The organism is Argonema antarcticum A004/B2, assembly GCF_023333585.1.
Taxonomy (GTDB): Bacteria; Cyanobacteriota; Cyanobacteriia; order Cyanobacteriales; family Aerosakkonemataceae; genus Argonema; species Argonema antarcticum.
Genome location: NZ_JAIQZN010000001.1, coordinates 123,383 through 142,124 on the forward strand (window position 1 = coordinate 123,383; position 18,742 = coordinate 142,124).

The window sequence follows — 18,742 nt, forward strand, 5'->3', positions numbered from 1 at the left end:
AATTGTTTCTCCTTTTTTTTATGGAAATGTCGAAATGATTCATCAGTAAAAATTATACAACAACTTGAGCCATTGTAGTAACAATGACAATTTGTGGATTACTGGGTGCAATCTCAAATTTCCAGCCTAATTTTGCTGAATAATCATTGATAGCGGTCAGCAAACCTAAGCCGGAGGCTTCACTATCTTCGGATTCGGCTGTTTTTTCAATCTGCTGAACATATAACTCATTAGGATCGGCGTCAAGCAATTCCCTAATAAAGGCTTGAAATTCCCTAGCCTTTTGAGTAGTAATACTGTTTTCCGTAAAAATCACAGCTGTTACTTTCTCGAACTCTTCCAGAAAATGAATGCCAAACTTAACTTTATTATGATTGTTTTCTTCGTTAGATTTCATGGCATTTTCTAACAATTCGTTGCCGACATAACTGACGGTATTTCTAGTTGCTTCGATCCGATCTTCCCGCCGATCGGGGTTTTCATCAATTGGCAGAAAGGTTGAAAAATAGTTGGCAACAAAATAAGCGGATAAGCGGTTATTACGCCACCGTTCTTCAATTGGTCGAGAACTGGAGGTAAAGCTCAGTTCTAAAGACTCATGTTCCAGAGGAAACTCTTCAATAAATTCTCCAAAAATTTGGCTCATATTTGTTACTTCTTAATTGATTGAAGGTTAATTAGTGGCTGCAAAATCTTGATGTCGAACATTGGCATATCATTAGCGAAACAACCTGAATTTTTTCCTTTTGCTCGCCGGTCTGTTAACTTCCTCAACGGGTTCCTCCTCCTCAACGGGTTCCTCCTCCTCAACGGGGTCTTCCTCAACTGGTTCCTCTTCCTCAAAGTCAAATTCTTTCTGTTTGAGAACTACTAAAGTTATGTCATCAAAAACTTTTTGTTTGCCGATAAATCCTTTAAGATCATCAACTATAGCTTGCTTAATTTCTTCGACAGAGCCATCCCAGTTTTGACTGGCAACTTCACACAATCTCTCAATCCCATATTGTTCTTTATCCATGTTGTAGGCTTCAGGAATTCCATCGGTATAGAGGACTATTCCATCCCCTGCATTTAATTCGATGGTGGTATGATTGATAAAGTCAGTAATTTCCTCATCTAACCCAATCGGAAACCCCAGATCCATCGTGTTAACGCGCTCAACTTCGCCTCCATTTCGCACTACAATCGTTTCTTCGTGCTGACCGCTGATACTGATTTTGCCTTTTGTATAAGTGAGAATGACTAATGTCAAACTCTTATCTGAATTCATGCGGCGGACATTTTTATAAAGAGTGCGGTTGAGGGCGTCTAAAAATTTAACTGGATCGAGTTCTCGAATTTCTTTAAGAGTACGGACTGCTGTTTGGGTCATGACCATTAAGATGCCACTTTCGAGTCCGTGTCCGGTGACATCACCGATCCCAATTGTAACTACGCCGTCTGTGTACAGGACATCATAATAGTCGCCGCCAACTTCGTCGGCTGGTTCCATAAAACCGGCAATTTCTAAACCTTCGATGGCTTCTAGTTCATCTGATGTAGGCAGAATCATGTGTTGCATTTGGCGCAACATCTCCAGTTCTTTAGCCATGCGGAAGTTTTCGGCTTGGAGGATGGCTTCGGCTTCGTTGCGTTTGAGAAGGTTTACATAAGCTTTAGAGTGGTAGCGGATGCGGGCGACCAGTTCTGCTTTGTCTGGGAGTTTGACTATATAATCGTTTGCGCCTAATGCAAAAGCTTTTGCTTTGATGAGGGGTTCTTCTTTGCTAGAGAGAACGATGAGGGGAACGTATCTGGTGGGAGCGTTTTGGGCTCTGAGAAAGCGCACTAAGACCAGTCCTTCCATTTCTGGCATAACTAGGTCTTGTAAGATGACTGTTGGCTGACATGATTTAGCGACTTTGAGTGCTTTGGTAGGGTCGCTACAGTAATGAAAGGTGATATCTTTTTCTGGAAGTAACATTCGACGAACGGCTTCGCCGATCATTGGTTGATCGTCGATGAGTAAGACTGTAATTGGATCTTCTACCACTGCTTTGATTTCCTTTTGAGATGTTGACCTGAAGATAGAATGTAGCGAGTAACTAGCGCATCATTGCTATTCGATCGATTAAGGTAGTGGCGATCGCATCTAGGGGTAAAACTTCCACCGCAGCACCCAAGTCTACTGCTGCTTTGGGCATCCCATAAACCACACAGCTGGCCCGATCTTGGGCGATCGTATGCCATCCCTTGTTGCGTAACACACTTAGCCCCTCCGCTCCATCTCTGCCCATCCCTGTTAGTAGCACCGCTGTTCCGGGGCGGTTCCAGTACTGAGCTACACTTTTGAAAAATACATCAACTGAAGGACGATAGGGATAATTAATCGGGTCTTTCGTATAACTTAAACTCAAAGTCGATAGCAACGACAGGTGATCGTTCGTTCCGGCAATTAATACTTTTCCTACTTCGATACGACTTCCTTGGGATGCTAGCTGCACGCTCAGGGGCGTTTGTTGATTTAGCCATTCTACTAAACTGGGGGTAAATTCTGCATCTACGTGCTGGACAATAACTACTGCTGCACCGAAACTTGCCGGTAAGCGAGATAGGATCTTTGCGAGAGCGTTAGGCCCTCCTGTTGAAGAACCGATCGCCACTAGAGGAGGCAAACGGGATGCGCTGGGTGCGAAGATAGATTGAGGGCTTTGGGTAGTATGGGTTTTGGATTTAGAAGTTCCACCTGATTTGCCAATCAGTTTCCCGATCGTGACAATTTTCGCAAGCATTGCTTGGGCTGCTTCAGGGTTGCCGCTTGGGCCCAAAACTGGTGTGCTGACGGCATCTAATGCCCCATATCCCATCGCTTCAAATACTTTAGACGCATTTTGCCCAACGCTAGCCGTTACCACCAGAATAGCGCAGGGAGAATTCTTCATGATCTGGCGAGTTGCTTCTACCCCATCCACGCTCGGCATGACCAAATCCATCAGAATCAGGTCTGGGGTATCTTGGGCGCATTTAGTCACTGCTTCAGCACCATCCCGTGCTATCCAAGCCACTTGATAGTCTTTTACAGTCATCAAGACGCGCCGTAGCGTCTCTACTGCCATCACCATATTGTTTACAATTGCTATTCTCATATTATTTAGTCATTAGTCATTTTATTCTAAATTTAACCAATAATATCATGTCCGGTAACATCGTTAGTACATGAGCGCTCTCGTCAAATTGTCTGTTGTTATCGTTGGTTAAATTTTTACCACAGATGAAGACAGATAAACACAGATGAACACAGATAAGAATAAGAACAGGATTTTGGATCGATATCGGATTCATTCGAGATCGATCCAAAATCCAAAATCTAATGACCGATCAAATCGAACACTGCGTTTACTAATGTATCGTCCTGAAAGCTGGCTTTGGTTAAGTAATAATTTGCTCCAGCTTCTAAACCGCGTAGGCGGTCTTCTTCGCGGTCTTTGTAGGAGACAATAATCACTGGGATTTTATTCAGTTTGGGATGATTTTTAATCTGGCTGGTAAACTCGATTCCGTTCATGCGGGGCATATCAACATCACTAACTACCAAATCGTAGTGATTTGTGGAAACGGCGTGCCAACCTTCCATTCCATCAACTGCGACATCAACCTTGTAACCTTTGTTTTGGAGCAATTTTCGTTCCATTTCGCGCACGGTAATGGAATCATCTACTACCAGAATACTCTTGCGGGTGTCTGTCACAACCCGATCGGCATTGCTAACAACACTGTTCAGATGGCTGTCGTTAAGCAGATTATCGACAGAACGCATCAAGTCAGAAGCATCGACAATCAGGATCGGGGAACCGTCTCCCATTAAAGCAGCAGCACTAATATCCTGAACTTTCCCCAGCCTTGGTTCTAACGGTCTGACCACCAAATCGTGTTCGCCCAAAAAGCGATCGACCACCAGTCCGTAATAGTCTGATTGTTCGCTGATGACGACAACAGATAAGGTGTCGGACTTTGGCGGGGGTTGCTTCAATTCCAATACTTGATAAGCCGCTACTAAGCCGATATTTTTATTGTCCATAGTGAAATATTGCCGGTTTTCCACTGAGGAAATCTCGTTTTTATCCACGTTGACAATTTGCTCAATCCGCGCTAGGGGAAAGGCATAAGGTTCGCCGGATATTTCTACTAACAGGGTGCGAACAACGGAGAGCGTCAAAGGCAACTGGAAGTTAAAAGTCATGCCTTTTCCCAGCCCAGAACTGGCTCGCACGTTGCCGCCAACATCGTGCGCCATGCTTTTAGCAATATCCAAACCAACACCGCGACCGGAAATTTCGGTGACGTGCTTGGCTGTGGAAAATCCAGGCAAAAACAGAAATTCCATCAGTTCGCTTTCGTTAAGTTGAGCTGCTATTTCCGGGGTTGCCAGACCCTTATCAATAATTTTTTGACGTAGGCGCTCTGGGTCGATTCCTCTACCATCGTCAGAGATGGTAATCGATAGCATTCCGCCTCGATGGACTGCTTCGAGTCGCAAAGTTCCTTCTGCTGGTTTGCCTGCGGCTAGTCGCTCTTCGGGAAACTCCAGACCGTGATCGATCGCATTCCGCAAAATGTGGGTGAGGGGAGCTTCCAGTTTTTTGATGATGTCGCGATCGACTGGTGTGGCTTTGCCGATAATATCAAATTTAACTTGCTTGTTCAGCTTCCTGGCTAAATCCCGCAGCATTCGGGGAAATCCCTGCACCCCATCGGCGAAGGGACGCATATTAGAGGCAATTACTTCCCGGTAGAGGCGATCGCTTAAACTGCCGGTGCGACGGGCATATAATTCTAGTTCGATCAGGCGATCGCTCAAAATCTGCCGACATTCTCGATCCTTAGCGCGAGCGGCTTCTAAATAAGTGTCGGTATCTTGTTTGTGGTGGACTGCCAGAGCTTGCTGAAAATTCTCTAAAATTTTCGATAATTCCAGTTGGCGTTTCTTGAGGATCGTCAGGGAATCCGCGAAAGGCTGAAGCCAATTTGCCTCGATCAGGGATTCGCCTGCCAAACCCATGATCCGGTTTAAATTTTCGGCAGAAACTCGGACAACGCGATCGGTATTCGGATCTTCTGTGGGTTGCTTGGCTTTCTCCACATTACTAGATGTTTGCGTAGCGATCGATTTGGTTTCCTTCGCCGCAGTTGGTTGTGTTTGGATGCCAGCAGACGCAGCAACAACCATTTCTTGCTTTGGCCCCAAAGCCGGTTTTGCCTGAGTTTCCTGCTTTGAGGGTACCCTTTTAACTGGTGCTATTCCCGGTGTCAGCAGAGCAGAAATTTCCTCTCTAGTATTTTCAACATCTTCCCGATTTTCCTTAACCCAACCTTGCCCGTGCTGACTGATGTTGATCAGCAGATCGACTCCATGTAGCAGCACATCAACCCCATCTGCCTCCAGAGTAATCTTTTGGTTCTGCGCTGCTACAAAGCAGTCCTCCATCACGTGAGCCAAATTAACGGCTGCATCAAGCGCCACGATGCGGGCGGCTCCTTTAACGGAATGGGCCGCTCGCATTAAAGATTCCAGTACTTTCGGAGAACCTGGTTGGCTTTCTAGCGCTAACAGTCCCTCGTTTAAGACGGTTGCTTGGGCGTCTACTTCCAGCTGGAATAACTCCAACATTGAGGTGTCGCCGATGCTTGACGTCTCATCTGCGTCTGGAGAAGGTTCGCTGTCTGCGATCGCAGTTGTTTGTTTCTGACTGGGCGTTTCTCGATCGGCAATGGGGGTAACATCTATAGCTGGCAGGTTTGGTACAATTTTTGTCTGTTTCCTGTTGAAATCATCCTCTAAACTTACCTCCACAGTTGGTATTTCCGGCTTTGACGATTTCTTTTTTGCCTCTATCCTTCCCTTGGAAACTGATGCCATCCCCGCCGTCTGCATAGTGTCAATACTATTTGTAATACTTTCGATATTATCTTGATTTTCTGATAGCCAATCCTCTAAATCCTCCTCCTTTACCCGGCTAATATTTAAGAGTAAATCGACCCCTTGCAGCAGCAAGTCAATCTGACCACCACTCAGAGTAACGCTTTGTTTTTGGGCGTTATCAAGGCAACTTTCTATACCCTGAGCCAGGTTAATAGCCGCATCGATTTCGACCAGCCTAGCGGTTCCTTGGATCGCATTAGCAACACGCATCAATGACTCCAGCATTTGGCGAGTCTGGGGTTCGCTTTCCAGGGATAATAGCCCTTGGTTTAATATGGCAACTTGGGCTTCCACTTCCTCCCGGAACACATCTAGCATCGTGATCTCGCTCATCATATCCTCCCTCTTAGTTTGTTATATAGCAACCTTCTCGGCAGTTAGGACATTCTTAATTCCACCAAACCTTTGATTGCCCTTTCTTCCCTCTTCCCTCTTCCCTCTTCCCTCTTCCCTCTTCCCTCTTCCCTCTTCCCTCTTCCGTAGCCCCTAGCCCCTAGCCCCTCGCTATAAAATTCTTTTGTTTAACGTGGAAAACAATAAATCTGAATCTAAGTAATTCACCTTATGCCCCTGCCAGCGAATCACCCCTTTCGTATAAGCTTCTGTGGCTTTTGAAATCACGACAGGTGTATTTTGTAATTCCCTTATTGGGAAGCGATGAATACCGCAAACTTCATCAACAATAAAAACCCAGTGATTTTCTTGGCTTCCCACAACTATCATCCGTTTAGCAGCAAGAGAACTGACACTATCTGAATCTGAAGAGTTAGCGTTATCTTCCAGGTCAAGCAGATGGCTGAGGGAAACGCACATAAGAATTTCTCCTCTAATGTTCACCAAACCCATAAACAGTTCGCTGTTGCGGTGGGGTAAGGTATGAATTATACAGGGATCTGTCACCTCCTGAAGTAACCCTACTGGCACGGCTAACCATTCGCCCCCCAGCATAAATATCATAACTGATGCGGTTTCTGGAGAAGGAACAATAGCTCCGCTAACTTGTGTTTTAGAACTAACGGGGGGAGTTTTTGCTAGGATTTCAGTCCACTCGTTTACATACTCTGGTGGTGCTTCTCTTTCTAATAAACTGCGTCCAGCGGCAGAATAAACAGGGCAGTTACGGCAGTGTATCACTGTTTTGAGTTGTTCGCAGGACCGATCGCCCTCAACTCCTATTTTATTCCAGCAATCGTTATTCATAATTTCTCATTCCAAAGTCATTTACCACCAACCATCATATTTAACCGATTTTTCAACTCAATTACTTGCCACTTTAAACCTCGACACTTCCTGACGTAAACCTTGTGCCGCTTCATTTAACTGATTAATCGCACCGTTAACTTCCCGTAAAGACTGGGCTGTTTGCGATGAAGCTTCACTTAGTTGTACCATTGCCTCACTAATTTGTACCGCTCCTTGTGACTGCCCCTCCATGCTGTTCCCCACTTCTTGAAAGCGGGGGGTTAAGGTTTGCACTTGTTCGATAATTGACTCTAATTTTGTGCCGATATGACTGACACTTTGTACTCCCTGTTCGACTTCTTTGGTGAATTTATCCATTTCCATCACCCCTGTGGAAACGGCCCCTTGCATCTCTTTGACCATATTTTCGATGTCCAAGGTCGCCACTGCTGTTTGATCCGCTAGGCGGCGAATTTCTCTGGCTACCACAGCAAATCCTGTGCCGTACTCCCCCGCTTTTTCGGCTTCAATCGCGGCGTTGAGTGAGAGTAAGTTGGTTTGATCTGCTACTTTGGTGATCGTGGTGACGATGCTGTTAATGCTGTTAGCTTTATCGCTGATTACTCCCAGTTTTGACGAGATACTGCTGGTAGAACCTGCCAACTTCCTCATGGTTGTTTCCATCTGCATTAAGTCTTTTTGACTTTCACCTGCTGCTTGTGCTGTTACTTGCGATGTCTGTTGGACTTCCCCAATTGTTTTTACTAGGTGTTTGGAGTTGGCTGAGATTTCTCTGGCTGTGGCGGCTACTTCATTTGTAGAGGCAATTTGTTCTGTCATTGTTGCTTCTAGTTGTTTGCCAGATGCCGCGATTTGGGTGGCAGATGTGGTTATTTGAATGCCAGATTGCTGCACCTGGCGGATTAATGTATTCAGGTTTTGGGTCATGGTGCGGAAGGCAACCATTAATCTCCCTACCTCATCTCGATCCTCTGTGGTTGGAACTTGAGTAGTCAGATCGCCAGCAGAAACCTTTTCGGCTACTCCTACAACTCCAGCAATTTTGGCACCCAGGGGTTTGGCTATTGTATTGCTGAAGTACCAAGCAAATACGGCTGCAATCGACGGCCCAAGGATCAGACCTACAAGTATAAAGAATGTGCTTGTACCCACATCTTGGGCGGCTGATTTGGCAGAATTTTGTGCCACTTTGGTATTAAAATCAATAAGTTCCAGCAGTACATTTGTTACTTTATCAAATGCAGTCTGTGAGGTCGTAGCTGCATATTCATTCATTTTTGTAAGTGCGTCGGCAGATGCTTGAGCAGATGCAAACTCAGGTGTATCTCTTTTCCCTTGGGTTAATAAATCTATTTGAACTTTTCTGGGATTTATCACACCTAATTGCATAAATTGTTCGTGCAACCGAAGTAACTGTTCGCGAGATGTTTGCCAATTACTCCATTCTGTCTTAAACCTTTCGTATATTTTTTCTTCCTCTGGAAAGCGATAAGCAGCATCGTAAATTTTCAATCCCTCTTGCCCATCCTTAATTGCGATCTGCATTTCGGCTAATTCTTTTTGTCTCTGTTCCATACTTAACGATGAGATAATCAGGGATTTTTCAGCACCATACTCCCTGGCTTGTGCTTCGTTAACTTTCCACAAACCGACAACGCTGGGAAAAACATGGTTTGCGATCTTGTCGATGTGCCCGCTCAGTCGTGCATTCCCAATCCAGCCTATTACAGCGACTATTACTACAAGTACACCGATGAACATAAATGCAGTGAATAGCCGCGCCTGCATATTCTGGTTTTTTAGCATGATTTCATCCCCTCTTTGTGATTGTTTGTTTCCGGTTGGTTTGACCAAGTGTGAATTTATATTTTAGCTGACTGCTGTCCACTTGCCTAAGATTTTTGCAGTCGTTGAATTCTTTGTCTTAGGACTGTTGCGCCAGCCAAATCACCACTATGTTCTTTGAGTAAACTTAGGTGTAAAAGCGCCTCATAGTTATTTGGCTCCAAATAAATCGCTTTTTGAAAGCATTGTTCTGCTTGTTTTTCAAACCCTCTAGCTTGATGGATTTGTCCGAGCAAGAGATAAGCTTCAACACTGGTGGAATTCTCCTTTAAATAAGTTTCGCATAGTTTAGCTGCTTCGGCTAACTGTCCGCTATCAGCTAATTTGCGTGCTGGCTCAAAATTGAGGAGTGGAGTTTGTTTTGAATTTACTTCATTTGGTTTGCTCAAGGGTATGGCTTGGAGTTTTGGAGAATTTTGATTTGACTGTGGACTATTTTGCGGTTTCTCCGGTTTGGGTATTTCAAATAGTTGGTTGGCTGGTTTCGGCTGAGATAAATTTAAGTTGGGAGTTGGAGAATATTTAATTTGATTTTTGATTGGTATTTGTCCCTCTGTTAATTTATCGTTTTTATCGCCCTCTTTACGGTAAGCAAAAGCAAAAGGATGCCGCACGGATACGAAGCCTGAGTCCAATATTTGTGATGTTTCCGCGTGTCCCAAAAATATCAACCCTTCTTTCGGTAATAAACGATTTAAATTCTGAAAGCTCTGTTCTCTAGTAGAGCGTTCAAAATAAATTAATACGTTCCGACAAAAGATGACATCGTAAGGGGATTTGTCCCTTAAAAAGTTGGGTTCTACTAGATTGCCGGACATGAAGTTAACGGCATTTTTAACCAAATCGCACAATTGATATTTATCGTCAATTTTGGTAAAATAGCGGTTCTGAAATTCTAGGTTGTTTCCCCGAAATGAATTTTGGTTATAAATAGCTTCTTTGGCTCTAAGTATAGATTTCTTGCTGATATCAACGGCATCAATGCGAAACTGATTAGGAGTCAAACCTGCATTGATAAGCGTCATGGCAATTGAGTAAGGTTCTTCTCCAGAAGAACAGGGGACGCTTAGCAGACGCAAGATCCGGTTTCTTCGGGTTGGCAACCATTCAGATGTGACGTAACGCTCCAAAAAAATAAATGGTTCCCAATCTCGAAAAAACCAGGTTTCTGGGACAATTACTAATTCAACCAACTCTTCAAATTCCTGGGGGGATGTTTGTAATAGCTGGAAATAGGTTGGCAAATCGGGCAAATTACAGGCTATCCTCCGTCTTTCTACAGATCTGGCAATTTCCCCTGAGCCAAGGATGCTGGCAGCCAAACCAACTTTTTCTTTCAGCAGTGCTTCAATTGTTGCCTGGATCATTGATCTTATCGTTACTCCCTGCTAATAAATACTTCTGCTGCGAATCTGACAGCAAATATTCTAACCTAATGCGCTGGATCATGCCTTTATCATCCATAAGCATTTCTCCTAAATAAGGAGGGGTATTGTCTAATTGGGTTCCTGCATCGATTAAATCGCTATCTGGCTTATTTAAAGTTTCGGTGACTCGTTCCGCCATCAAACCGAGGTAGCGCTTGCTGTTATCCTTCCCAAAGTAGTTGACCATGATAATTCGAGTACTCAGGTAGGAACGGCTGGGCTTGCCTTGAATTAGATGGCAGATATCGATGACTGGTACGATCGCACCTCTATATTTAAACAGACCGGCAACATACTCAGGCACGTGGTGTATCTTTCTGACAATGACTCTTGGTATAACTTCAACAACCTGGGAACTATCCAGAGCATAAAGGTTATCCCCAACATAGAAAAGTAGCATTAACATAGGCTGTCCCTAATATTTATCTATTCCCAGTGGCTTGTTTGAACCCCAAATATGGGTAATAAAACTTTTCAGTCTGTAACTCATTATACATAGCTTTAATGCTGACACACATCACACTGAGAAGGTTTTTTAAATTATACAGCGGGGTTCTAGATAGATGATCGCGAATTACTTTATCAATTGTATCATTTTTTACGTTTAGCTACTATTAAATCAATAATAAATAATTTTAATTTGAAGAAAGGTAGGAAAAGTAGGAAAAGTAGGAAAATTTCATTTGAATTTCTTTTTCGTCTCGGTATAAATTAAGTAATGTTAATATAGTTTTGCCATTTTTGATGAAAATCATCTAAAACTTACGCAATCGCCCTCCTCATTCCCCAGATTTGGGGGGAATGAGGAGGGTAGTCTCCAGATTTGGGGGCAAAGACAAGGGGACAACACCTTGGTTTTTGGGTAAGTCCTGTGATAGATAAAAGTTATGCAAGATTGGTGGAAAGCAACATTTCCTAAAGGGCGGCAGACCTTGAGGATTACTGATGCCAATGGGCACGCGGTTTCTATTGCTTATGGCGAAAAGGGAACAGGAAAACCGCTATTTTTAGTTCACGGGATTGGTAGTTGGAGCTATAATTGGCGTTATAGTGTAGAACCGCTATCTCAATACTTTCGGGTGATTTGTTTTGATGCTAAAGGCTACGGCTTTTCAGAAAAACCTGTGAGTCGAGAAAAACCAGATCATCAAATTATTGAATTAGAGCGAATAATGAGGGCTTTATGCTTAGATGAACCGGCTGTTGTTGTGGCTGAATCGCTGGGCGCACTTGCTAGCCTTGCGGTTGCTGAGGATTATCCCAAATTAGTGGCACGGTTGGTAGTAATAAATGTGTCAATTTTTCCTAAAGGTTTGCCTCATTGGGGAATGTTGCTGCTGTCTCAAATGCCGCTGGAGTTGCTGGAAACAATTGACTATGGTAGAATGACTTATTTGTTGGCACCGCTTGTACGGGAAATTATGGCGATCGAACGGCGTTCTGTGTTATTCGATCCCTCAAAGCTAACTGAGTTAGATTCATACTGGATGAGTTATCCGTTTATTGAACTTTCTGGTACTGTTACGAAGGTAGCAGAAGACTTACAAATAGCGGCGCGTGAAATTAGGCATTTGCAAGAAAATAAACCGAATCTGATTAGTAAAATTCAAAATAATCTGGAGCGTATTAAGTGTGCTACGCTGATTTTATGGGGTAAGGAAGATAGCTGGTTTCCGTATAGCGATGGGGAAAAATTGCGCGATCGCATTCCAGGAAGCAAGTTAAAAATACTCCAAAACTGCAATCACGATGCCTCATCCGGTTCTCCAGATGCAGTCAACGCAGCAGTTCTTCAGTTTCTGTGGGATACCGATTTTCTTAACCAATAGGAATAGCAGATGACTCCAATTTGACCGCCAACTTGACGCCAAACTCGACTTCAAAAGAACTTTTCTTATAATCTAAACTCCAAAGTTCTAAGGCGCAGTCATCGTCGGGCTGTGATGGAAAAAGTCGGAAACAAATTTCTCGAATACCTGGGCGATATTCGCACTGCACTCGCTTAATTGCGCCAATCTGTCGGCGATCGAGTGAAACTGCTAATCGCAACAATGCACTCAACTGACTCACCATTTGCCGATGTTCTTTTGTGGGCAGGTTGCGATAGTTATCGTGCTTTTTTTTTGGGGCGCTTTTGCGGTGGTAACGAGCGAAATTGGCAATGATATCTATCTCGGTTTCTGTGTAGCCCAATAACTCGCTATTACGAATCAAATAGTAGGAGTGCTTGTGGTGGGCTGAATGACTCACATGGTGTCCGCAGTTGTGTAAAATTGCAGCAGCCCAGAGGAGTTCTCGTTCGTGGAAACCCCAGTTGTGCAGGGTGCCTTGGGTTTGATCAAATAGGCTAAGGGCAAATTCGGCGACTCGTTGACTGTATTCCAGTTTGACTTGATATTTCTGGGCGGTTTTCATGACGCTGCGCTGATGAACTGAACTTTGATAGCGCAGTCTATCTTCTATTAAACCGTGGGTGAGCATCCAGTCAACAATGACGCCTTCGCGGAGACTTCGCTCGCAAATTGCGATCGCATCCCGCCCTAGTAACGTCATCGCTTCTTGTAAAATTATAGCCCCGGCAACGATAATTTCCGATCGCCGATCGGACATCCCCGGAATTGCGGCGCGTTCTGCATAATTCATCTTTCTCAAGCGTAGAACTAGGTCGCGCAAATCTTTGAGGCTAAACTGATAGCCGTTGAGGGGAGTGGGAACCATGCCCAACTTTTCGCGGGCGACGATCGTTGCTATAGTTTCTATGGTGCCTGCGGTGCCAACTAAGCGGGGAGACTCACCGGGTTTGAGATGTTCCCGCAACTCTTCGACCGATCGCTCTAGCATTCCGCGCACGTAAGCTTGCAGAGAGAGGAATTCGGCGTTGCTGATGGGGTCAGTACTGACAAATTCGGCGGTGAGTCGAACTGCGCCTATTTTAGTGCTGCTGAGACTTCGCGGTTCGTGACTATCTCCCAAAATTAATTCGGTGGAACCGCCGCCAATATCTATAATGCTATGGGGCTGGTTGTGGAATTCCATTCCCGACAGTACGCCCAAATAAATGCGTCGGGCTTCTTCTTGTCCTGAGATTAAATCGACGCGCAAACCTATTTCAGCTTCGATTTGTTTTAGGAAGTCTCTCCCATTGGGTGCTTCCCGCACTGCGCTGGTGGCGACAGCAATAATTTGTTCGACGTTTAAGCTTTTGGCGACTTCTTGACAGCGGCGCAGAGTTGCGATCGCTTTTTGCATTATCTCTGGTTTGAGGTTACCAGTTTCTGGGTCGCGATCGCCCAATCTTACGGTGTCTTTTTCTCTGTCAACGATCGTAAAAGCTGGTAGTGACGGTATAATCCGCACCACTACCATGTGAATAGAATTTGTACCAATATCAATAGCAGCGAGAATGCGGTCTTTCTCCAAAGCACCATCAGGAATATCTGAAACTGAATTTACCATCATAAATTTATCTAGGGTTATAACCCCATTCCCTCTACAAATAAAGATATCCTATAGGGGGTAAAAGTAATGCAAATATTTAATTGATGTCATGTCGATCCATCAAGAACTCCAACCCGAACCAACCTGGCTGACCATTATTCGGCTCTTGAGGTGGGATAAACCAGCAGGACGCTTGATTTTGATGATTCCGGCTCTTTGGGCTGTGTTTTTGGCATCGCGTGGTACGCCACCTCCATCGCTTGTAGGGGTCATTGTACTTGGTACTTTGGCTACCAGTGCTGCTGGTTGCGTGGTTAATGATTTATGGGATCGGGATATCGATCCGCAAGTGGAAAGAACGCGATCGCGCCCTCTCGCTGCTCGCGCTTTGACTGTACGTACCGGCATTGCAGTAGCATTTGTGGCGATGATTTGCGCTGGTGTTTTAGCGTTGAATCTCAATGCTTTAAGCTTTTGGCTTTGCGTGGCGGCTGTTCCGGTTATTGTATTTTATCCTACAGCCAAGCGGGTGTTTCCCGTACCTCAGTTGGTGCTTTCGATTGCCTGGGGTTTTGGGGTGTTGATTAGCTGGAGTGCTGCGATCGCGCATTTAGAACCGGCTACTTGGCTTCTCTGGGGTGCTACAGTCCTCTGGACGCTGGGATTTGATACGGTTTATGCCATGAGTGACAAGGAAGACGACCTGAAGATTGGCATTAATTCCAGCGCTATATTCTTTGGACGTTACGCTGCTGAGGCTGTTGGCATTTTCTTTGTCGGTACAGCTGCTTTGTTAGCGAGTCTCGGTGTCGTCATGCAATTGCATTGGAGCTTTTGGCTATCGCTGGGGATAGTAATTATAGCATGGATTTGGCATTATTCCCGATTGCGACAAGAAGATTTACCAAAACCAGTTTACGGTGAAATCTTTCGGCAGAATGTCTGGATTGGCTTTATTTTACTTGCTGGAATGATGGCGGGAAATTTGTTTTGAATTAGTTGTTAGTTATTGGTGATTAGTCATTAGTGTTTCCGAAAAACTCTCAATAAATGACTAATAGCCATTAGACTTCTCCAGAAATTAAAGGTGCGTCGCCTATAACCCTTGTAGAGACGTTTCATGAAACGTCTCTACAATGTTTTTTGGAGAGGTCTAATAGCTATTTCTCAGCGTAATCAATCACTTTTTTATTTTTACTTCTTCCAAACATAATTCCCTCCCAAAGCAATCCCCAACACAACTAAACCCATTACCAGCGATGATTTCCGGGGAACTGCCACGGGAGCAAAAGCTAAAGCAGACGGCTGATCTACACCCCCGCCAGAGGCAAAGATACCCATAAAAGCACCCGTAGTCCCGTTGTAGCGCAGCACTCGGTTGTTGTAGAAGTCAGTAACATAAAGATTACCGTCTGGGCCAAAGACCAAATCGGAAGCAACAGAAGCCTTGGGGTCGCCGGAAGTAAAAATATCGATAAAAGTACCTGTCTTGCCGTTGTAGCGCTTTACCGGGCCTCCGGCAACAACGTACAGGTTCCCGTCTGAGCCAAAAGTCAATTTACCGATATGACGTTCGCGACCTGCAAACACATCGATAAAAGCACCTGTTTGGCCGTTATAGCGGCGTACCGAGTTGTTGTCAGTGGTTCGATCGCCCACGTTGCCAAAGTCACCAACATAAAGGTTTCCATCCCGGCCAAAAGCTAAGCCAGTAGGATTAATTAAACTGCCACCTGATGCAAACATACCCATAAAAGCACCCGTTTGGCCGTTGTAGCGATTCACTCCAACCGACTGGCTACTAAAGACAGAGACGTAGAGATTCCCGTCCAGGCCAAAAATCAAGCCATTACCAGCGCCACTTGCGGCAAACACACCCATAAAAGCTGCCGTAGTTGGGTTGTAGCGCAGCACTCCATTGAAGCTATGAACATAGAGGTTCCCATCCCGGCCAACGATTAACCCATTTGGTTTAACCAGACTGCCGCCGGAAGCAAAGGTACGGATAAAAGCGCCTGTGGAACCGTCGTACTCTATAATTTTGTCGTTTTTAAAGCTACAGACAAATAGGTGCATACTAGCCGTTTGAGCTGGCAGGGATACCAGTACCGCAATCAGTACTGTTGCTAATACAGCAATGACTTTAATCGCCTGTCTCCGATTTGCTTTACGTCTGGCTGCAAAAATATTGAAATATATGGTTTTGGGGAAAAGTTTGGCAAGTTTACCCAGATTAGGTGCAGTCATAACTATCGTTAGGATGAGTTAATGGGATTTAGATATGAATTCAGCAAATAGTAAAAGTTCTGTTTAAAACAGGTTATCACTTATTGATAAATTACACTACATATCAATCAGTAAGAAAGTATATAGTTTTACGTATTACTACTTTAGATAGATCGCATGAGAAAAACCATTATTGGCGTGATGGGGCCAGGTGTAAATGCTACACCATCGGATTTGGCTTATGCTTATGAATTGGGTAAACTTATCGCCGAAGAGGGATGGGTATTGCTGACTGGCGGTAGGGATGCAGGGGTGATGGATGCGGCGAGTAAGGGGGCAAAAGCAGGTAATGGTTTAACTGTTGGCATTTTGCCTGGTAATGATACTAGCAATGTCTCGGCAGGGGTGGATATTGCGATCGTAACTGATATGGGAAATGCTCGTAATAATATTAATGTGCTTTCTAGCGATGTGGTGATTGCTTGTGGGATGGGTGCGGGTACTGCTTCGGAAGTTGCCCTTGCCCTCAAAAGTGACAAAAAAGTTATTTTGTTAAATAATACCGAAGAAAGTAAAGCTTTTTTTAGTAATTTATCGAAAGATAACGTTTTTATTGCGGACAATCCTCAGCAAGCTATTCGCACTGCTAAAGAAATAGTAATTTATACTTGATATTCTATCCAAAGACTGATTACTATTGCTTTTTTAACCCATCAGAAGAGATAGAACAAAGCATATAAAACTATATCTATGTCTGCACTGAAAAATATAGCCTTTCTGCGGCGGTAGGCGACGCCTGGTAAACAGGGGTACGATCGAGTTATAGAGCGTTAAAAAGCTGGCGGTGTATAATATGAAAGATAATTTTACGGCGATCGCATATCCGACGGGAACTTCTTTTTCGCTTGCCAAAGTTAGCACAAAAGTTTTTATGGCTTTAGCGATCGCTTTTAGCCTGTCCGTATCAGCTAACGCCCAACCCACAGCCCAGTCCGGAAACTCTCGTGCCGATCGAGTTCAAGTACCTGCAATAGTTTATCTACCCGACGTACAATTGCAGCGGCTAGCACCGCAAGAAGTTGCCGTAGCAGCAAATCGACCAGTAACCGATGCCGTCGGTAAAATTCTCCAAGCTTATAGAGGTCAGAATGTTGGCATCGCAGGCTATAACATCAAAATTAACCCATCTACCCACGAGGCTCGAATTAATTTTATCATCAAAGATCCTCGCGGAGCCGAAGTTTTTGAAAGTTTGAGCGGTGCCAATCAATATGCTTTGTTTGAAGCGATTCGGCAAACACTGCTGAGTCAATCTGTTTACAATATTGACCAAATAACTTTCACCGCTAACGGTAAACCTTTTGATATTTAAAGAGTGCTTTCCAGGGCCGATCGATCCCAATTTCCTGAATTTGCAGCCGCCTCGTAGGTAGTTTGAAAGAAAGCCAGAAGCGCTGCATCCGGATCGTCAGCTTGCCGTACCGCTTCATAAGGTAGGATGAACTCTCCCATATCCAAGCTATAAAAAGCCTCTTTTGGCTGAACGGGGTAGTCACGGAACCCTGGCGGTTCCGGGTAAGCGTAAGCGTAAAAAATAGGCTCTACCACCGACCCTCCACCGGGCCATAAGCCACAGCTGCTGACCTCATGGGAATATGCTTCTCGCGTCACCCAATCTGCTAAATTGAGAACCCCACCTGGATGTTCTGGCGCTCGCCGCCCGGAGAAGCGGGTCACGGCGAGGTCGAAACTGCCCCAGAAAAAATGCACGGGACTGCATTTACCGATAAAACGCGATCGAAATTTTGTCATTACTCGGTCTGCTTGCCGGAAAATCTGCCAAATCCGCTGTGCGTATTCCGGGTCGTATGCTGCGTGTTGGGTGTCTCGATCGAACGCGATCGGGTTAGCGACTTCCTGGGGCATCGTCCAAATTCGCGTTTCGATACCTAGCTCGCTCAGTGCGTTCATCACTTCCGCGTAAAAATCTGCCACTGTGCGGGGAACGAGATCGATTTTTTTGGTAGTGCGATCGCTCGTTTCAATTTCCAACTGGCTCGCGATAAAATTAAAGGTAATTTGAAAGCTGCGCGTTCCATAAGGAATTGAAGAAGTTGTCAGCCCGTGCGGCGTTACATAAAGCGTGGAATTCCAGCAGTGATTTATTTTGGGAAACAGCGCCAGCCGAATTTTGCCAACAATCTGAGTCCACATATGTAGCGTTTCATACGTATCTTGCCATGCTGCTAAGGGCAAACTCGGCCAAGCGGTATCGGTAGGTGTGCTAGGAATGGGATCTGCCACAATGGAAACCTCTGCGGACTAAACCAAATGAAAATATAATACTACGAAATAAGGTAGCTATCCGAGAGCTTTAGCGAATTGCAGCAGCTTTCTTACCAAGCTAGGAGTTCTCAAATATTTTTGATATTATCCCCATAGATAGGGTCGAGTTTTTCGCTTCTGCTAAAGCTTTCTCTGCACCTTCTTTATCTTCGTGGATTAACAGAAATTCGGCTTTGTAAATATAGCCATCGCGCGCTTCGGTTCTCTTTCAATTGCTTGCGAGAAGGTACAGTAGGGTCGTAAATTAGGTCGGTGGGGTAGAGTCTTGATTCACCCAGCCCGCTTTACCCACAACTTG

Annotated in this window: 15 protein-coding genes; 4 read left to right on the plus strand and 11 right to left on the minus strand. The window is 44.7% G+C overall.

The annotated features are described in order from the left end of the window. Positions 1-52: 52 nt before the first annotated feature. The 8 genes from LAY57_RS00635 to LAY57_RS00675 all read right to left on the minus strand — a co-directional run bounded on the left by LAY57_RS00635 (position 53) and on the right by LAY57_RS00675 (position 10,840). Positions 53-646 carry a slr1658 family protein gene (locus LAY57_RS00635; RefSeq protein ID WP_249064337.1) on the minus strand — a complete coding sequence of 198 codons (594 nt, stop codon included), beginning with the start codon at positions 644-646 and terminating at the stop codon, positions 53-55. A gap of 72 nt (positions 647-718) precedes the next feature. After that, positions 719-1,987, minus strand: a complete 1,269-nt coding sequence (locus LAY57_RS00640; RefSeq protein ID WP_420839053.1) for a SpoIIE family protein phosphatase — start codon at positions 1,985-1,987, stop codon at positions 719-721. A 97-nt stretch (positions 1,988-2,084) separates the two neighbouring features. Continuing rightward, positions 2,085-3,125, minus strand: a complete 1,041-nt coding sequence (locus LAY57_RS00650) for a chemotaxis response regulator protein-glutamate methylesterase (protein WP_249064338.1) — start codon at positions 3,123-3,125, stop codon at positions 2,085-2,087. A 221-nt stretch (positions 3,126-3,346) separates the two neighbouring features. Further along, positions 3,347-6,295, minus strand: a complete 2,949-nt coding sequence (locus LAY57_RS00655) for a hybrid sensor histidine kinase/response regulator (protein WP_338022333.1) — start codon at positions 6,293-6,295, stop codon at positions 3,347-3,349. A 168-nt stretch (positions 6,296-6,463) separates the two neighbouring features. Continuing rightward, on the minus strand, positions 6,464-7,159 hold the full coding sequence (locus tag LAY57_RS00660; RefSeq protein WP_249064339.1) for a chemotaxis protein CheW: 696 nt from the start codon (positions 7,157-7,159) through the stop codon (positions 6,464-6,466). Positions 7,160-7,216: 57 nt separating this feature from the next. Further along, entirely contained in the window at positions 7,217-8,968 is a 1,752-nt protein-coding gene (locus LAY57_RS00665; RefSeq protein ID WP_249064340.1) for a HAMP domain-containing methyl-accepting chemotaxis protein, read from the minus strand. A gap of 86 nt (positions 8,969-9,054) precedes the next feature. Next, positions 9,055-10,374: a CheR family methyltransferase gene (locus LAY57_RS00670; RefSeq protein ID WP_249064341.1), complete on the minus strand. Its 1,320-nt coding sequence runs from the start codon at positions 10,372-10,374 to the stop codon at positions 9,055-9,057. Continuing rightward, positions 10,355-10,840, minus strand: coding sequence for a chemotaxis protein CheW (locus LAY57_RS00675; RefSeq protein ID WP_249064342.1), 486 nt, complete (start codon positions 10,838-10,840; stop codon positions 10,355-10,357). The genes LAY57_RS00670 and LAY57_RS00675 overlap by 20 nt, the downstream gene beginning before the upstream one ends. Positions 10,841-11,321: 481 nt before the next feature. On the opposite strand from LAY57_RS00675, the gene LAY57_RS00680 reads away from it, so the two are divergent. Next, positions 11,322-12,263, plus strand: coding sequence for an alpha/beta fold hydrolase (locus LAY57_RS00680; RefSeq protein ID WP_249064343.1), 942 nt, complete (start codon positions 11,322-11,324; stop codon positions 12,261-12,263). Here the strand turns inward: LAY57_RS00680 and LAY57_RS00685 are convergent. After that, complete coding sequence (locus LAY57_RS00685; RefSeq protein ID WP_249064447.1) at positions 12,253-13,890, minus strand: Ppx/GppA phosphatase family protein; 1,638 nt, start codon at positions 13,888-13,890, stop codon at positions 12,253-12,255. The two genes, LAY57_RS00680 and LAY57_RS00685, sit on opposite strands and share 11 nt — an antisense overlap. 91 nt (positions 13,891-13,981) lie before the next feature. Here LAY57_RS00685 and LAY57_RS00690 point away from each other — a divergent pair, with 91 nt between their 5' ends. Next, positions 13,982-14,866: a 4-hydroxybenzoate solanesyltransferase gene (locus LAY57_RS00690; RefSeq protein WP_249064344.1), complete on the plus strand. Its 885-nt coding sequence runs from the start codon at positions 13,982-13,984 to the stop codon at positions 14,864-14,866. Between the two features lie 200 nt (positions 14,867-15,066). On the opposite strand, the gene LAY57_RS00695 is transcribed toward LAY57_RS00690, so the two are convergent. Then, a complete protein-coding gene (locus tag LAY57_RS00695; protein ID WP_249064345.1) occupies positions 15,067-16,119 on the minus strand; it encodes a Vgb family protein in 1,053 nt (350 codons plus the stop codon). A 156-nt stretch (positions 16,120-16,275) separates the two neighbouring features. On the opposite strand from LAY57_RS00695, the gene LAY57_RS00700 reads away from it, so the two are divergent. Both LAY57_RS00700 and LAY57_RS00705 read left to right on the plus strand, forming a co-directional pair. Further along, positions 16,276-16,770, plus strand: coding sequence for a TIGR00725 family protein (locus tag LAY57_RS00700; RefSeq protein ID WP_249064346.1), 495 nt, complete (start codon positions 16,276-16,278; stop codon positions 16,768-16,770). 181 nt (positions 16,771-16,951) lie between these two features. Then, entirely contained in the window at positions 16,952-17,470 is a 519-nt protein-coding gene (locus LAY57_RS00705) for a hypothetical protein (protein WP_249064347.1), read from the plus strand. Here LAY57_RS00705 and LAY57_RS00710 read toward each other — a convergent pair. Continuing rightward, positions 17,467-18,402 (minus strand): DUF5996 family protein, encoded by a 936-nt coding sequence (locus LAY57_RS00710; RefSeq protein WP_249064348.1) that lies wholly within the window; start codon positions 18,400-18,402, stop codon positions 17,467-17,469. The two genes, LAY57_RS00705 and LAY57_RS00710, sit on opposite strands and share 4 nt — an antisense overlap. Positions 18,403-18,742 lie beyond the last annotated feature (340 nt).

Coding starts and splice junctions, on each gene's coding strand:
- LAY57_RS00670 (WP_249064341.1), bottom strand. CDS start 10,374: ATGATCCAGGCAACAATTGAAGCACTGCTGAAAGAAAAAGTTGGTTTG.
- LAY57_RS00705 (WP_249064347.1), top strand. CDS start 16,952: ATGAAAGATAATTTTACGGCGATCGCATATCCGACGGGAACTTCTTTT.
- LAY57_RS00665 (WP_249064340.1), bottom strand. CDS start 8,968: ATGCTAAAAAACCAGAATATGCAGGCGCGGCTATTCACTGCATTTATG.
- LAY57_RS00675 (WP_249064342.1), bottom strand. CDS start 10,840: ATGTTAATGCTACTTTTCTATGTTGGGGATAACCTTTATGCTCTGGAT.
- LAY57_RS00700 (WP_249064346.1), top strand. CDS start 16,276: ATGAGAAAAACCATTATTGGCGTGATGGGGCCAGGTGTAAATGCTACA.
- LAY57_RS00695 (WP_249064345.1), bottom strand. CDS start 16,119: ATGACTGCACCTAATCTGGGTAAACTTGCCAAACTTTTCCCCAAAACC.
- LAY57_RS00635 (WP_249064337.1), bottom strand. CDS start 646: ATGAGCCAAATTTTTGGAGAATTTATTGAAGAGTTTCCTCTGGAACAT.
- LAY57_RS00655 (WP_338022333.1), bottom strand. CDS start 6,295: ATGATGAGCGAGATCACGATGCTAGATGTGTTCCGGGAGGAAGTGGAA.
- LAY57_RS00690 (WP_249064344.1), top strand. CDS start 13,982: ATGTCGATCCATCAAGAACTCCAACCCGAACCAACCTGGCTGACCATT.
- LAY57_RS00650 (WP_249064338.1), bottom strand. CDS start 3,125: ATGAGAATAGCAATTGTAAACAATATGGTGATGGCAGTAGAGACGCTA.
- LAY57_RS00685 (WP_249064447.1), bottom strand. CDS start 13,890: ATGGTAAATTCAGTTTCAGATATTCCTGATGGTGCTTTGGAGAAAGAC.
- LAY57_RS00640 (WP_420839053.1), bottom strand. CDS start 1,987: ATGATCGGCGAAGCCGTTCGTCGAATGTTACTTCCAGAAAAAGATATC.
- LAY57_RS00680 (WP_249064343.1), top strand. CDS start 11,322: ATGCAAGATTGGTGGAAAGCAACATTTCCTAAAGGGCGGCAGACCTTG.
- LAY57_RS00660 (WP_249064339.1), bottom strand. CDS start 7,159: ATGAATAACGATTGCTGGAATAAAATAGGAGTTGAGGGCGATCGGTCC.